Source organism: Mitsuaria sp. PDC51, from assembly GCF_900113225.1.
Taxonomy (GTDB): Bacteria; Pseudomonadota; Gammaproteobacteria; order Burkholderiales; family Burkholderiaceae_C; genus Roseateles.
The window spans coordinates 655,666-670,615 of sequence record NZ_FOZE01000003.1; the positions used below are offsets into that span (position 1 = coordinate 655,666).

Sequence of the window (14,950 nt, forward strand, 5' to 3'; positions counted from 1 at the left end):
CGGCGATGGGCATCCACCGCCTGCCGCCGTCGCCGCGCTTGCCGACGACACCGGCGCCGGCCGGTGCGTCGACCGGCGGGCCGGCCAGCGCGTCGTCCAGTGCGTCGTCCTCTTCGGATCCCGGCGGCATGCCGGCCTGCGGCTTGCTGAACGGCCTGCTGCGGCTCGGTCGGCCGCCGCCGGTCCGGTCGCCCGCCAGCGAGGCGCGCGCGGCCATGCGCCACGGCGACATGGCGCGGCTGGAGCAGGTGCTCGTCGCTGAGCCGGCGCTCGCCGTGGCGCAGGACGCGCACGGCGACAACCTGCTCGGGGCCGCGGTGCGCGGCGGGCATGTCGATGCGATCCGCGTGCTGCTCGACTACAGCGGCCTGTTCCCCGGCGGCGAAGCGGCCCTGGTGAATCACCGCAATGCCAAGGGCGAGACCGTGCTGGGCCTCGCGGCCGCGGGCGGCGATGTCGACGTGGTCCTCCTGCTGCTGTCCGCGTCCACCCTCGACGTCAACGCGACCAATGCCAAGGGCAGGACGCCCTTGCACCAGGCGGTGGAGCGCTCGAACGCGCTGATCGTCGGCGCGCTGCTGGCGCACGAGGCGATCCGGCCGGACCTGCGCGACGCCCAGGGCGACACCGCCTTGCATGTCGCCACCGAGCGCGACGACGCCTTGTGCCTGGAGCTGCTGCTCGATGCGCCCGGGGTGGCGGTCAATCCGGCCAATGCCCGGGGGCAATCGCCGCTGCGGCTCGCGATCGAGACCGGCAAGCTGGAGGCGGCGCGCGCCTTGCTCGAGAACTGGCGGGTCGATGTCGACGCGCTGGACGGGCCGCAGGGGACGCATCTCCTGCATCGCATGGCGGCCGAGGGCGGTTTCGAGCCGGCATTGGTGACCCTGCTGGCGTCGCATCCGCTGCTGGCCAATCGCCCCGATGGCCACGGCCATACGCCGCTGGACCTGGCCATCGCCAACGACCAGCATGCGGCGCTGGCCGCGCTGCTGGGCAGCGACCGGGTCGAGACCGAACGGCTCGACGAGCAGCTCCGCGGCCCGCTGCAGCAGGCGCTGGAGCGCATCGCCGAAACATCCGCGGGCCATCAGCGAGACCGCCGCATCAAGACGCTGCGGGTGCTGATGAACGCGCGCACCATCGATCCCAACGAGATCTTCGCCAATGGCGAGACCTTGCTCACCCAGCTGTGCGCCCGGCCCGCGGGCGACGATCCGCGTGGCGGGCAGGCGCTCGCATCGGCCACGCTGGCCGAGCTGCTCAAGCGCAGCGACGGCCGGCTCGACCTGAACAAGGCCAACGCCCATGGCAGGACGCCGCTGGAGGTCGCGGCCGGTACGGCCGACACCGCCGACGCGGGCAACGCGGGCAATGCGGCCAACACGGGCAACGCCGATCTGCTGCGCCTCCTGCTGAAGGACGCCGGGGCCGATCCCAACGTGCTGGTGGGCTGGCTGACGGCCTCGCCGGAGCAGGCCCATCGGCGGCTGCATCCGCATGGCCAGCGACTGTCGCGGGCCGAGCTCGAGCGCTTCGTCGACAGCACCCTGGCGCAGTGGGCCGACAAGCCGGATGCCTCGGGCCGGCGCAACCGCCTGGCCCATGTCGCCAATGCCGCGCTGGGCGCGCGGTTGGCCGCGCGCGAACGCGCCGACCTGGCGGCGGGCCGTGCGCCGCCGGCGGATTGCGCCAAGGGCGCCGTGTTCCGGTTGTCGCTCGCGGTGGAGCAGTGCCTGGACACGCAGCAATATCGGCCGCTGGCCGAGCGGGCGGCCGCGCTGCTGGCGCAGGCGCCCGCCGGCCAGCGCGCCTTCAACCTCCAAGGCGTGGAGGTGTCCCGCACCGAGATCGAGTCCTGGGCCGCGGGCAAGCTGCCGGAGGGCGGCGTGAACCGCCTGATCGATGCCCGCGTCGCGCAGGCCGGGCTGGCCAATGCGCACAACATCGGCCTGACCGCGCGTGGCCACCTGATCATGCAGGCCATCCGCGAGCGGCTTCCCGCCGAGCGGCTGACCGAAGCGCAATGCATCGCCGCGGTGCGCGCCGCCATTCAAGCGGCGCCGGACGTCGATGCCGACTGGCGGCGCCAGGCGGCGCTCGGCCTGGACATGGCCCTCGCGCACACCACGCGGGTCGGTGAAGGCCTGGACACCACGGTCGGCGAGGCGCTGACGACGATGTGGAACCACATCGCGTCGCAGGCCGCGCCCGCATCGCCGGACGAGTCCGAGGCCGACGCGGCACGGCGGCAGGCGTTGCACGGCGCGCTGACGCGCTCGCTGCTCGACAGCATGGTCGACATGAGCGCGGGCTACTGCGATACCGGCTGCGTGCAGCGCATCCTCTACTGCGTCGACGGCATCGACCTCTCGCTGCTGCCCGCGGAGCCGACCGCCGAGTTCATCCGCGACGAAATCGGCACGCTGGCGGGCCGGGTGAACAACCGGTTCGAAGCGCTCTACGGCGACAGCGAGGCCGACCTGAAGGCCAAGGGCGAGGGGGTGGCCAAGGCCTGCGCCGATGGCACGCCATTGAGCGCGAAGGAGCGCAAGCTCATCGCGCGCTACCAGCGCCAGCGGCCGATCGACGAGCAGTTGGTGATCCAGCTGAAGCAGGACCTGCTCGAGGCGGCCGTCGTCGGCGAGCTCGTCGAGCGCCGGGGCTGGAGCCCGGCCGCCGTGCGGCCCGAGCTCGACCGGACGAAGGCGTTCATGAACGACCTGTGATCGCCCCGGGACCGTGAAGGCCCCGGGCGCCGCTCAGCCGTGCAGGCGCGTCGCCGTGGCTTCGTCTTCGGTCGTGCCGCGCAGCGTCTGCGTCGGCGTCTCGTCGAAGCGGCTGCGGTAGTTGTGGACCAGCGTCGAGCGGTTCTTCACGCCCCAGCGGGAGGCCACCTCGAGCACGCCGGCCTCGCCGCCGCCGGCCTGCAGGTCGCCGTGGATGCGCTCGACGCGGCGGGTGCGGATCATCTCCGCCGGCGTGACGCCCAGGTGGGTGCGGAAGGCCAGTTGCAGCGCGCGCTCGGTGACGCCGACATGCGCGGCGACCTGGCGCACCGACAGATGCTCATCGGTCAGGTGATCCATCATGAACTGATAGGCGCGGCGATAACGCAGCGGCAGCCGCAGCTTGGCCGGATCGCCGGCGTCCGCGCCGGCCTTGGCCTGCTGCAGGAAACCTGGCGCACGGCCGGCCGCCGCGTAGGTGCGCAGCGACTGCACCGCTTGCTGCGTGTGCAGGCGGTACAGCCGCAGCGCGTCGAGGTGGCGGCCCTGCTGCTGGTGCAGCTTGGCCTGGCAGTACTGCAGCTCCAGCGCGTGACGGCTGCGGTGCATCTGCTGCTCGTTGAAGGTCAGCGGCGCCAGCAGCTCCGAGGCGGCGTGCGACGCGCCGCGGCCCATCAGCATCAGCGCGCCCTCGATGCGGGCCTGGGTCTCGAACTCGCTCAGGCGGCGGTCGCGCAGCCAGGCCAGCTGGTGGGCGACCTGGGCCGCGGCGGCCGGGCCGGTGCAGTCGGCGGCGAGCATGCGCCGCAGGTGATCCATGCGCGCTGCCACCAGCGGCGACCAGCTGCGGACCGCGTCCGCGGCCGCGCCGAGCTGCTGATGCATCAGCGTGTTGTCCGGCGCCTCGGACGCGCCTTCGCGGTAGACCGAGCCCAACGCGTGGTCGTTGAGCGCGTCGCCGCCGCGCTCGCGGTGCAGGGTCGCCAGTTCCAGCGCCATGCAGTCCACGAGCTGCGCGAAGCGCGGGTCGCCGAGCGAGGCGGCGAGGTTGCGCGCCGCGTCCAGCGAGCGCATCGCGCTGCCGCAGTCGCCGGCGCGCAGCATCGCCTGCGCGACGCCGGCCATCGCCTCGACGCGGGCCGCCACCGGCGCGCGGGCGTCGTCGCCGACGGGGCCCAGGCAGTCGATCGCGCGGCCGGGCTTGTTCAGGTGCAGCAGCATCGCGCCCTGGTCCATCGCGCCGTACCAGCGCACCATGTGGCGCGACATCGCTTCGTAATGTCGCAGCTGGCGCTGGAACAGCTCCTCGGCGTCCTCCTCGCGGCCGCAGGCGAGCATCGCGCGGCCCAGCAACTGGCCCAGGGCCGCACGCTGCGGCGCGGCGTCGGGCGTGCGCTGCAGGCGCTCGAAGTGGTCGCCGCCCATCCGCAGCGCGGCGGGCAACTGGCCCTCCAGCGCCAGGCGGGCCAGTTCGCCATGCAGGGGCGCGGCGCGCAGCGAGGTCATTGCAAGCAGAAGCATGGAATCTCCATCGGGGTCGTGAACGGAATGACGCTCATGCTAGGAGGGAGCCCCTTCGCGATGGATCACAAGGCCTCGGCGAAATCCTCACGAATCCTCTTTTCGTTTCCCGACAGTTTCACGGTGTTGCCGTGTCATTCGTGAACGGACGCAACAGCGCTTGCCGGTGCGCGGCGCGCGTGCAAAAGCGACGAGGCCCGCGCGTCTGTCGACGGGCGGGCCCGGGGAAGCGGCGGATGCCGCGAGGGACAAGAGGCGCCAGCGTCAGCCGGCCGCCTGCGCGATCTTCGTGCCGATGTCCTTGATCGCCTTGGCCTGCGCCTCGACGAAACCCTTGACCATTTGCAGCTGCGCCATGTCCATCTGGAACTTCATGTTGATCTCGTTGATCTCCCGGAGGTTGTCCATCGAGGTCTTGGCATCCTCCTTGGCCTGCGTCGTGGACTCCTTGCCGCCGTTGGCCAGGATGCTGTTGGAGCTCTCGTTGTGCGGGCCCGGCTTGTTCGGACCGTCGGGGCCGCCGGGGCTCTGCGGCACCAGCCCGAATTTTTCGCCGATGCTCGCGCGCGGCGCCATGCCGGTGTCCGCGGAGGCGCGCGTCTGCAGGCCGATCGGCGCGTCCTGGGTCTGGGGCGGTGCCTGGAGGTCCGACGGCTTCAGCGGTGTCGGCTGGAAGTCCGACGGTCGGACCAGCGGGGTATTGATGCCGGAAATTTCGGGCATGGTGAGCTCCTGGGGATGGCTGCGTGGCAGCCGGGTGGGGAGGTGCGCGTCCTGGCCGGGCGCGCGGACGGGGAAATCAATCCTTGGGCAAGGGCCGCGCGCCGGTCTTCCACCGGGCCGCGAAGGCGGCGGCGACCGCGCCGGTGTCGCCCTCGGCGCCGGTGAACAAGGCGCGCGCCACCAGGCGCGGGCCGACCTCGCGAGCCAGCGGCTCCGCGGTCTCGCCGAGCTCCAGCCCGGGCTCGTTGAGCACATGGCGGGCGACGCGCCGCGCGGCCTCGAGCAGCGCCCGCGTGGCCAGGGCGACCTCGGCCTCCGAGGCCGTCGCGCCGAGCGCGCAGCGCAGGCGCTTCACCACGGTCAGGCACTGCGGGGACTCGGAGAGCGCGGCCAGGCCGGCGATCGCTTCGGCCGTCAGGCGCGCGGTCTTCGCGACGAAGCAGCGCGAGGTGTCGACCACCAGCCGCCGCGACAGCGTGTCCACGTGCAGCGGATGAGCCCCGAGATCGCCGAGCACGCGCGGCGCGGCATCGACCAGCCGGCGATAGGCGAGGGCGTCCACATAGGCCTGGTCGAGCCCGCCGCGCAGGAACATCGCCAGCGACGGCGACAGCACGCCGGCGTGGCCGTTCACGAGTTGAGCCAGTCGCAGCTGCAGGCCTTCGACGCTGAAGCAGCGCACGGTCAGCAGCGTGTCGCCGCCTTCGGCCGCGCGGGCGGTCTTCCAGACCGTGCCGACGTCGACGTCGAACAGGCCGCCCTGGGCCGTGTCGTCGCGGCCGCGCCGCGGCAGCGGCGGGTCGAGCATCAGGTGCGGGGTCAGCGTCGCGTGCGCGGCCGTTGCCGCGGCGCCGCGCAGGGCGGTCGATGGTGAAGCCAAGGTCATGACGGATCCTCCTTCCAAGGGACAGCTTGGGTGGGGACAGCATCCGCCTCGCGGCGGCGGCGCGCGCCGGGCAGGCGAAGCGGCATGGAGGGATACGAAACGCAACAGCCGCGCGCGGCGCCTCAATGGGCCGACTGGAACCAGGCCCCCAGGTCGCGTGCCATCGTGTGCAGCGCCAGCTGCGGCTTGACCTGGTCGAAGAACACCGCCACCAGCAGCACCAGCATCAGCAGCGCCACCGCGCCCTTGATCGGCTGGCTCAGGTTGTTGGGCTCGAGCTTGTCGGCCGTCTTGGAGATCAGGCCGATGCCCAGGTCGATCAGCAGCAGCACCATCACGACGGCGCTGCAGATCTTGATCATGGCCTGCAGGTAGCCGGTGATCTGCGCCTGCAGGAAGCGCTCGAGCAGGTTGGACCACTCGGGCATCGCGCGGTCCAGCGGCCACCACTGGAAGGATTCGAACAGCAGGCCCACCAGCGCCAGCAGCCCGCCCAGCAGGTAGAAGCCGCAGATCGCCAGCTGCGAGAGCAGGTTGCCCACCGGGGTGCTCTGCTCGCCGCTGAGCGGATTGGTCTGCTGGACGTTGTTGTAGCCGGCCTGGTTGTCGATCAGCACGCCGATGCCCTCGGCCACCCAGAACACGGTGGAGACCGCGTAGCCCAGCAGCAGCCCGATCAGGCCCTCCTTGGCGATCAGCACGCACAGGGCGAAGGTCGACAGGTTGTCCACCACCTGCAGCGGCTGGCCGCAGGCGATGAAAATGCCGATGGTCAGCGCCAGGCCGTTGCGCACCACGCCCTGCAGCACCTGGTCGTTGGTGACCGGCAGCACCAGCATCGCGACGTAGCCGCGCAGGCTGCACAGCGCCAGCAGCGTCAGCAGGCTCTTGACCGATTCGCCGAGGTGGATGAGCGCCTCGGTGCCGCCCAGCGGATCCGGGGCCGCCATCTCAGGCCGCCTCCGGCTGACGGTCGGGTCGCGCGGCCAGCAGGCGCGCCACCGAGGCCTCCTCGGCCTCCTCGTCCTGCTGGTCGTCCTGCTCGGCCTGCTGCGTGCGGAGCGTGGTCTCCAGCCGCTGCCGGCAGCCGTCGAGCTGCTGCTCGCCGCGCCGGCGCGCGTGCTGGGCGGACACGACGGCCTGCTGCGCCGCCTCGACCTGCCGCTCGCCGTCCTGCACCCGCTTGGCCGCGGCCAGCGTGGTGCGCGTGGCTTCCTCGAGCAGGTGCTGCAGCGTCACCAGGTCGCTGGGGCGGAACCCCGCCGCGGTGCCGGCCAGGGCCTCGAGCTTGGCGCGCTGCGCGTCCTCGCGCGCGCGACAGCCGTCGGCCTCGGCCGTCAGCGCCTCCAGCTGCTGTTGCCGCTGGCGCGCCTGGGCCCGGGCGGCATCGAGGGCCGCGTCCAGCTGTTCCAGCCGGCGCTCCTTCAGCCGGACGAGGGTGCGCCATCCGCGCGTGCTGCTCATGGGTCGGGCCTCCGTGAATGGGAAGGGATGGCCATGCCGCGTCGGGACAGCCGCTGGCGAGCTTGCGCCGCGCGAGGGCATCATCCGGCGCGCGGCGCGAAGCCGTCCGCGCGACCGCGAAGCGCCGATTCGCATCACCGTTGGAGGCGTTCGGGGCGGGTGGCGGATTTCATGGAGATAAGTTGGTGATGAGACGGAAATGAACAGGAGATGAACCGGACGTGAACGTTACAGAGCGTTGACCTGAACCCTGTATGAACCGCCTCAGGATGTGCTTCTTGTCACAACAAGGGCCATCGAGACGCAACTGAACGTGAGCCAAACTGGAACCCTGATAGATCAGGAAATGAACTATTTCGCTCAAGGCGACGGCTTCGGGATGGGCCGTCATTTCGGAACGGGGAGCCGTTCCCAGCCGTCACGCCGGCCTGCAATGGAAGACACATTCCACCGTCGTGGCACAGGAGAAATTCAGTGAAGCTCGTTGGACTGTTCATCAACAAGGCCCGGCAGGCGGCCTTGGTGCGCGACCTGTCGGCGCATGGCGTGGAGCTCCGGCCAATGCCGTCGTCGGCGGCGCTGCTGCAGGCGATCAAGCGCGGGGAGGCGCAGGCGGTGCTGCTGGAGGATGCCGACACCAGTCTGATCGACTGGCTCGCCATGCTGCAGCTGCGCCTGGGGGGTGTCGTGCCGATCCTGGTCGTCGGTGGGGACAACGCTGTCGGCATGGTCGACGCGATGGCGCATGGCGCGACCGACTACGCCGACTACGTGGACTCGGTCGAGCCGCTGCTGACCCGGCTGCGGGCCCGCGTCGGCCGGCCGCAGCAGCTGCGGCGCATGGGGCTGGAGGTCGGCCCGTACTCGCTCGATGCGGCCGCGTCGGCGGTGCGGCGCGACGACCAGGAGATCAGCCTGACCGCACGCGAGTTCGCGCTGGCCTGGGTGCTGTTCTCCAACGCCGGGCGCGTGGTCAGCGCGTCCAGCCTGACCGCGCGGGTCTGGGGTGGCGGCACCGACATCTGCAAGCGCACGCTGGAGCAGCATGTCTACCGACTGCGGCGCAAGCTGAGCGGCGGCGCGACCGGGGCGGTGGTGCGGATCCAGGCGATCTACAGCATCGGCTACCGGCTCGACCTGCTGCATGAGCAGCCGCTGGCCTGGGCCATGCCGGACTACGGCAGCGCCGCCACCGCCCAGCTGCCGCTGCATGCGCGCGGCCTGCCCCAGGAGCAGCCGCCGGGCTACCTGCGCCACCTCTGGCCCGGCGAGTTCTGAGCGCGCCTCAGGCGCGGATCCAGAAGTAGTCGCCGGCGCAGATGCCGGCGAACATCTCCTCGGTCGCATTGGCGATGTTGTCGCGCCAGTAGCGACCGTGCTCGGCGTAGTGGGTCAGGGTCTCGGCCAGCCAGGGCGCGTCGATGCTGTCGCCCAGCGGCACGCGCACGATCAGCACGATGCCGCCGGTGTCCGCATGCAGGCCCAGCTGCGCCTGGTCCTGGGCGTAGACGCTGAGGTTGGCTTCCAGCAGCAGCCGGAACACGCGCAGCGTGCGGCCGGCGGTGACGATGCCGTAATGGAAGTTGAGGTACATCGCGCCGGGATCGTTCGAGAAGTTGGCGAGGTTGACCTCGAAGCCCTCGACCTCGATGGTGCCGCGGCGCAGCACGGCGTCGGCGTCCGGCAGCTCGATGAGCTGGCAGAGGTCGCGCACCAGTGACTGGAAGCGTTCCTGGCTCATGGGTCACGCGGCCGGGGCGGCCATCGAGGTCGCGCAGACCATCTCGATGCGGTCGCAGCTCAGGCGGGTCTGCAGCGGCGTCCGCGGCCGGTCCGCGTTCAGCAGCAGCAGGGGCAGCAGGGCGTGGCGGTTCTGGCGCGCTTCCTCGGCAGGATCGGCGGAAGCGGCTGGATTGGCCGGCGCCGTGGCCCGTGGGCCTGGCTCGGAACGCTGGTCGAGCAGCGCCTGCTTGACCCGCGCGAGCGTCGCCAGCGGTCCCGGCTCCGGGCGCGACTGCAGGTAGGCGCGCACCGCCACCAGGCGCAGCGCGGCCAACTGCGTGACCAGACCCACCGGCTCGCCGGGAGCCGTCGGGGCGCCGCGTCCGGCCGCCGCCGCCTCGAGTTCGAGCAAGGCGCCGACGAGCGCCATCGCCCGGTACTCGGGCGACGCGGCGGCGATCGCGTCCGGCGAGGCTGGCGCCAGGGCCCGAGCGTTGGCGCCGGCCAGGGCCTCGAACGCCGACTGCCACGCACCGGCGCTGGCGCCGGACGACGGCGCGGAACGCGCGCCGATGCGCCAGCGCCGGTCGTGGCGCGCCTCCTCGCGGCGGTCGTCCTGCTCGCGCTCGCCGGGATCGTCATGGCGCGTCAGCGGTCCCAGGTCCAGGCCGGGGGCGCGCTCCGCCTGCTCGGCCGCGGCGAAGCCCGGCATCGAAGGCAACGGCGGCGCGTTGGCGTGCTCCTCATGGTCCGGTCCCGCCGCGCCGGTGCCGGGCGGCGACGGCGGGCGGCGGCGCAAGGGCGTCGGGCGGCGGGGCGGCGGCGGCGCGGGCGCGCGGACCGTGCGGAACACATAACCGCGGAACTGCCCCCGGTGCCCATGACCGGCCTGCGCCAGCGCGTCGTGCGGATCCAGGTTGTGGCGGTGCGCCACGGCGGCGCTTTTGGCCTCGGACACGCGCGCCGCCGCGGCGGCGGCGTCTGCGGCCAACTGGCGGCGGATCGATCCGGCGCTCATAGGAACATCGCCGCGAGCAGGTTCTCGGAGAAGCGCAGCAGCGTCGAGCCGGCCCAGGGCGCGCAGATCGCCACCACCACCGTCACCGCCAGCAGCTTGATGCCCTGCGAGATGCTGGAGTCCTGCAGCGAGGTGATCGCCTGCACGAAGGAGATCAGCAGGCCGACGATGGCCGACACCGCCACCGCGGGCAGCGACAGCATCAGGCACATCATGAGGGCTTCGGAGGTGAGGCGGATGATGTTCTCGTAATGCATGGCGGGTTCCGGTCGGAGCGTCCCGGAGCGGGGACGCCAGGAGGCGCGAGGCACGCGAGGGACGTCCGTGGGGCGGCCATCGGCGCTGGGCAGCGGCAGATCAGCGGTAGGTCAGCACCAGCCCGTGGATGAGCTTGGGCCAGCCGTCCAGCACGATGAACAGCAGCAGCTTGAACGGGATTGCGACGTTGGTCGGCGTGACCTGGGACAGGCCCATCGCCAGCAGCACGTTGGCGATCACCAGGTCGATGACGACGAAGGCCAGGTAGAGCAGGAAGCCGATGCGGAAAGCCGCCGAGAGCTCGGTGAGCAGGAAGGCCGGCGCCAGCACCAGCAGGTCGTCCTTCTTGAGCTGGGCGGCGCGCTCGGCGGGCCAGATGGCGGCGGCGGACTTCAGGAAGAAGGCCTTCTCGGCCGGATCGGCGTGCTTGTCGAGGAAGCGGCGGAAGGGCTCGCGCGCGGCGTCGGCGGCGCCCAGCAGCTGCTGCGCGTTGGACTGCGTCGCCGAGGTCGAGGCGCCGCGCATCTGCTCCGAGGCCTCCATCAGCACCGGCGCCATGATGTAGCAGGACACGATCATCGCCACGCCGTTCAGGACCATGTTGGGCGGCACCTGCTGCACGCCGATGGCGTTGCGCAGCAGGCCCAGCACGACGGCGATCTTGGTGTACGAGGTCACCACCATGGCGGCGAACGGCAGCACCGCCATCGCCGCCAGCACCAGGAACAGCGAGACCGGATCGGTGCTCGGCAACGGCATCATGACGACAGCCCCGGGGTCAGGCCGGTGGAGGCCGCGGCGCCGCCGGACGCCACGCCCAGGCCCATCCGCACGATGCGCACGCCGAGCTGGTCGCCGATGGCCACCAGCTGCCCCAGGCCGAGCGTCTGCCCATGGCAGACCAAGCGCACCGTCGCCTCGGGCAGCGGCACGTCGAGCTCGATGACGGCGCCTTCGCCGAGGCTGGCCAGCTCGCCCAGCGCGATGCGGGCGCTGTCGATCTCGAAGGACACCGGCACCTGCAGATGCTCCAGCCCTTCGGCCGGCGGCATGGCCAGCGGCGCGGCGGCTGCCTCGTCGACGAGGCGGGGCGGGGCCGCGAGGTGGGCGCGGGAGGCATCGAGGTCGAGGTCGGCAGTGGCTTGCATCGTGATTCCCAGTCCGAATTTCAAGGTGACGCGCCAGCGCGGTCCGGCGCGACGCGCGGCGCCGGCCAGCACCACGTCGCCGGGGGTCAGGCCGTGCAGCGCGCGCTGGCCCAGCGGTCGCTCGAAGAGCGCGAGACGCATCGGCACCCGCAGCGCGGCCAGCCGTCCCAGCGGCGAGGCCGTGCCGTCGCGCATCAGCGCATCGAGGTGATCCGCCAGCGCGCGATCCAGCCGCGCCAGCGACAGCTGCCCGGCACCGACGTTCAGCGCCGGCAGGCCGCCATCGCCGAGCGCCTGCGACGGATAACGGCGCACCGCGCCGACCCGCAGGCCGGGGAACAGCGGCGCCAGTCGCGCGGCCAGCGGCGCCAGCAGCGCATCGGCGACCTCGCGGGCCAGCTCGGCATCGGGCAGTTCCGCCGCCATCGCCAGCGCGGGCCATTGCGACGGATCCAGCGCCACGTCGGCGCGGCCGGCCGCGCTGCGCAGGTCCAGCGACAGCAGCTCCGTCGGCGGCCGCGCCGCATGCACCTGCGTGGCCAGGCCCAGCCGCTCGGTGAGCCAGCGTGGGAAGCGGCCGTCGAAGCCGAGGCGCGCCGCGCGCGCCGCCGCCGGCCGCAGCGCCGGCAGGCGGCCGGCCAGGCTCTCCGCGCGGGCCACGGCGCCACGCGGGGGCGGGGCGTTGGTCGGCGTCGTGGCGGTCAGCTCAGGCGTCATAGGACTTCGATGTCGATGCCATGGGGCAGTTGGGGCAGGCGCTCGAGCTGCTCGAGCAGCCGGGGCCGGTATCGGCAGACTAGGTGGTGCGACTGTGGCGACTGCGTCGAGAAGCGAAGCGCGAGCCAGTGCTGCGAAAGGCTCAGCTGCAGCGTCGTGTCGGGCAGCACGGCCGGATCCATCGGGATCGTGACGGTCCAGTTCACGATGGCCGGATCGGCGCGGGCGCACAGGGTGGCGATGGACGCGGCCATGCGCTCGGGCCAGTCGTCCGCGGCGGCGGCCGGCACGTCCGGTCCGTCGTCATCGGCGGGGACATCGAGCGCCTCCGGCGCCTGTCCTTCGTCCTGCGGCGGCAGCACATGCAGGATCGCCGCGGTGCGCGAGGTGGCCCTTGGTGCCGCCGGCTGGGCAAGCGCGCCGTGACGGTCCGCGGAGGCTTTGGAGCCGGCCCCTGGCGTGGAGGCGGCGCTTGTGTCCGGCGCGGTCGAGGCGCTCGACGACGCCGGCGTGGCGGCTTCGGCCGTCTCCTGCCTGCGCGGCGCGCCGAGCGTGCGTCTGAACCGGTCCGCCGACTGCTGCGCCGCCGCCTGCGCGGCCGCGGCGGGGCGTCCCGCGACCTCGGCGGGTTGCAGCAGCCGCAAGGGACGGCGGGGCTCGGTGCGCGACATGGGGCCCGCTGGTCCGCGCGCTCAGCCGCTCACGCGACCGATCGGCCGCAGCTCGACGAGGCTGCCCAGTTCCTGGAAGGAGTAGACGCGCAGCCACTCGAGCCGGCCCTCGATCATCTTGCGCACGTAGCGGCGGATGTCCATCGAGGTGACCAGCGCCACGCCCTGCGACGGCGCGCCGGCCAGCTCGGCGATGCGGTCGGTCAGGGCCATCGCGTTCTCCGGCGGCATCGCCAGGTAGTTGCCGGCCGGCGTGGGCTTGATGCACTGACGGATCGCCTGCTCGATGGCGGGATCCAGCAGCACCGCCGACAGGTGGCCGCGACCTGCGGTCGCCTCGAAGGCCAGGTAGCGGCCGAGGTCGCCGCGCACGTACTCGGTGAGCAGCAGCATGTCCTTCTCCTTCGGACCCCAGGCGATGAGGCTTTCGAAGATCGAGCGCACGTTGCGGATCGGCACCTGCTCCTCGAGCAGCCGGCGCAGCACTTCCGCGATGCGCTGCAGCGGCAGCACCTTCTGCACCTCGGCGACGAGGCCCGGGTACTCGGGCGAGACGCGGTCGATGACCCACTGCACCTCCTGCACGCCCATGAACAGATGGGCGTGGCGGCGCAGCACGCCGAAGACCTGCGCCGCGATCACCGACTCCAGGTCCATGCACGCGCCGCGCTGCGCTTCGGGCACCGCGGCGGGCGGCAGCCACAGCGACTCGGCGTGATGCAGGATCGGCCCATGGCGCTGGGCCGCGCCGGCGAGCGCGCTGCTCGGGTCGTTCAGCAGCAGCAGCCGGCCGGGCACCGTGTGCTGGCTGGCGGGCACGTCGTTGAGCAGCACGTCGAAGCGGTGCTCCGGCAGGTCGGCCGACACCCACATTGCCGCGCCGGGGAAGGGCAGGCCCAGGTGGGCCTGCAGCTTGTGGCGTTCGGACTCGAGCGCCTCGTCGAGGCGGTCGGCCTCGAGCAGCTCGCCCAGCGGGCGCGACATCCGGATTGCCAGCGGTTTGGCGAAGTGGGGCGGCTGCTGCAGGATCGCGGGCGCGTCGCCCTTGCCGCCCTCGCGCTGCAGGGCGCTGATCGGCTTGGACAGGACGGTGGCTTCCTCCTTGCGCTGGCGCTTGCCCAGCCAGTGGGCGATGGCCACCAGGCCCATCGCCAGGCCGAGGAACTGCAGCGCCGGGAAACCCGGCACCAGCGCGAAGGCCATGGTCAGGCCGCCGGCGAGGTAGATGGCGCGCGGATTGCGCGAGAGCTGCGCGCCGATCTCCTGGCCCAGCGAACGCGGCTTCTTCTCCTGCTCGTCGGCGACGCGGGTGATCAGCACGCCGGCGGCCACGCAGATGAACAGCGAGGGCACCTGCGACACCATCGCGTCGCCGATGGACAGCACGGCGAAGCGGGTCGAGGCCTCGCCCGCGGTCATGCCGTGGTACAGCACGCCGACCACGATGCCGGCCAGGATGTTGACCATCGTGATGATCAGGCCGGCGATGGCGTCGCCCTTGACGAACTTCATCGCGCCGTCCATGCCGCCGTGCATCTGGCTTTCCATCGCCAGCATGGCGCGTTTGCGCTTGGCTTCCTCGGCGGTGAGGATGCCGGCGCGCAGGTCGGCGTCGATGCTCATCTGCTTGCCGGGCATCGCGTCGAGGGTGAAGCGCGCACCGACCTCGGCCACGCGCTCCGAGCCCTTGGAGATCACGATGAACTGCACCACCGTGATGATGATGAACACGACGATGCCCACCACCAGGTTGCCGCCCACGACCAGGTTGCCGAAGCTCTCGATCACGTGGCCGGCGTCGGCGTGCAGCAGGATGGCCTTGGTCGAGGCGATGTTGAGCGACAGCCGGAACAGCGTCGTGAACAGCAGCAGCGACGGGAACGAGGACAGCGACACCGCGTTGGGGATGAACAGGGTGGTCATCAGCAGCAGCACGCTGACGGCGATGTTGATCGCCAGCAGCGTGTCGATCAGCATCGTGGGCAGCGGCAGGATCATCAGCGCCACGATGGCGACGATGAGCGCGGCCATCGTGAGGTCGTTGCCCATGGTGGGGCTGAGGCGCAGGGCAGCCATGGCGGCGGGTCCTTCCG

The 14,950-nt window shown here is 72.0% G+C and carries 14 protein-coding genes; 2 read left to right on the forward strand and 12 right to left on the reverse strand.

Annotated features, from left to right (window positions below; all coding sequences use genetic code 11):
- Positions 1 to 5: 5 nt before the first annotated feature.
- Entirely contained in the window at positions 6 to 2,729 is a 2,724-nt protein-coding gene (locus BM393_RS23320) for an ankyrin repeat domain-containing protein (protein WP_091733534.1), read from the forward strand.
- Positions 2,730 to 2,762: 33 nt separating this feature from the next.
- Here the strand turns inward: BM393_RS23320 and BM393_RS23325 are convergent, their stop codons facing one another.
- From BM393_RS23325 to BM393_RS23345, 5 genes are all read right to left on the reverse strand, one after another.
- Complete coding sequence (locus BM393_RS23325; protein WP_091733535.1) at positions 2,763 to 4,250, reverse strand: helix-turn-helix transcriptional regulator; 1,488 nt, start codon at positions 4,248 to 4,250, stop codon at positions 2,763 to 2,765.
- Positions 4,251 to 4,514: 264 nt separating this feature from the next.
- Entirely contained in the window at positions 4,515 to 4,973 is a 459-nt protein-coding gene (locus BM393_RS23330) for a hypothetical protein (RefSeq protein ID WP_091733537.1), read from the reverse strand.
- Positions 4,974 to 5,049: 76 nt separating this feature from the next.
- Positions 5,050 to 5,859 (reverse strand): hypothetical protein, encoded by an 810-nt coding sequence (locus BM393_RS23335; protein WP_091733539.1) that lies wholly within the window; start codon positions 5,857 to 5,859, stop codon positions 5,050 to 5,052.
- 122 nt (positions 5,860 to 5,981) lie between these two features.
- The gene (gene sctT, locus BM393_RS23340; protein WP_217648510.1) at positions 5,982 to 6,809 is read right to left on the reverse strand and encodes a type III secretion system export apparatus subunit SctT; all 828 of its coding nucleotides are present in this window, start codon (positions 6,807 to 6,809) and stop codon (positions 5,982 to 5,984) included.
- Position 6,810: 1 nt separating this feature from the next.
- Positions 6,811 to 7,323 carry a hypothetical protein gene (locus BM393_RS23345; RefSeq protein WP_175538481.1) on the reverse strand — a complete coding sequence of 171 codons (513 nt, stop codon included), beginning with the start codon at positions 7,321 to 7,323 and terminating at the stop codon, positions 6,811 to 6,813.
- Positions 7,324 to 7,797: 474 nt separating this feature from the next.
- Between BM393_RS23345 and BM393_RS23350 the strand changes: the two genes are divergently transcribed.
- The gene (locus tag BM393_RS23350) at positions 7,798 to 8,601 is read left to right on the forward strand and encodes a response regulator transcription factor (RefSeq protein WP_091733542.1); all 804 of its coding nucleotides are present in this window, start codon (positions 7,798 to 7,800) and stop codon (positions 8,599 to 8,601) included.
- Between the two features lie 7 nt (positions 8,602 to 8,608).
- Here the strand turns inward: BM393_RS23350 and BM393_RS23355 are convergent, their stop codons facing one another.
- From BM393_RS23355 to sctV, 7 genes are all read right to left on the reverse strand, one after another.
- Positions 8,609 to 9,064, reverse strand: coding sequence for a CesT family type III secretion system chaperone (locus tag BM393_RS23355; RefSeq protein WP_091733544.1), 456 nt, complete (start codon positions 9,062 to 9,064; stop codon positions 8,609 to 8,611).
- Between the two features lie 3 nt (positions 9,065 to 9,067).
- Entirely contained in the window at positions 9,068 to 10,063 is a 996-nt protein-coding gene (locus BM393_RS23360) for a hypothetical protein (RefSeq protein WP_091733546.1), read from the reverse strand.
- A complete protein-coding gene (gene sctS / locus BM393_RS23365; protein ID WP_091733548.1) occupies positions 10,060 to 10,320 on the reverse strand; it encodes a type III secretion system export apparatus subunit SctS in 261 nt (86 codons plus the stop codon). The genes BM393_RS23360 and sctS overlap by 4 nt, the downstream gene beginning before the upstream one ends.
- Before the next feature lie 100 nt (positions 10,321 to 10,420).
- Positions 10,421 to 11,029, reverse strand: coding sequence for a type III secretion system export apparatus subunit SctR (sctR, locus tag BM393_RS23370; RefSeq protein WP_404932682.1), 609 nt, complete (start codon positions 11,027 to 11,029; stop codon positions 10,421 to 10,423).
- Between the two features lie 50 nt (positions 11,030 to 11,079).
- Positions 11,080 to 12,186 carry a FliM/FliN family flagellar motor switch protein gene (locus BM393_RS23375; protein WP_091733552.1) on the reverse strand — a complete coding sequence of 369 codons (1,107 nt, stop codon included), beginning with the start codon at positions 12,184 to 12,186 and terminating at the stop codon, positions 11,080 to 11,082.
- The gene (locus BM393_RS23380) at positions 12,183 to 12,857 is read right to left on the reverse strand and encodes a type III secretion HpaP family protein (RefSeq protein WP_091733554.1); all 675 of its coding nucleotides are present in this window, start codon (positions 12,855 to 12,857) and stop codon (positions 12,183 to 12,185) included. Before BM393_RS23380 ends, BM393_RS23375 begins: the two co-directional genes overlap by 4 nt.
- 21 nt (positions 12,858 to 12,878) lie before the next feature.
- Complete coding sequence (gene sctV, locus BM393_RS23385; protein WP_091733556.1) at positions 12,879 to 14,933, reverse strand: type III secretion system export apparatus subunit SctV; 2,055 nt, start codon at positions 14,931 to 14,933, stop codon at positions 12,879 to 12,881.
- Positions 14,934 to 14,950 lie beyond the last annotated feature (17 nt).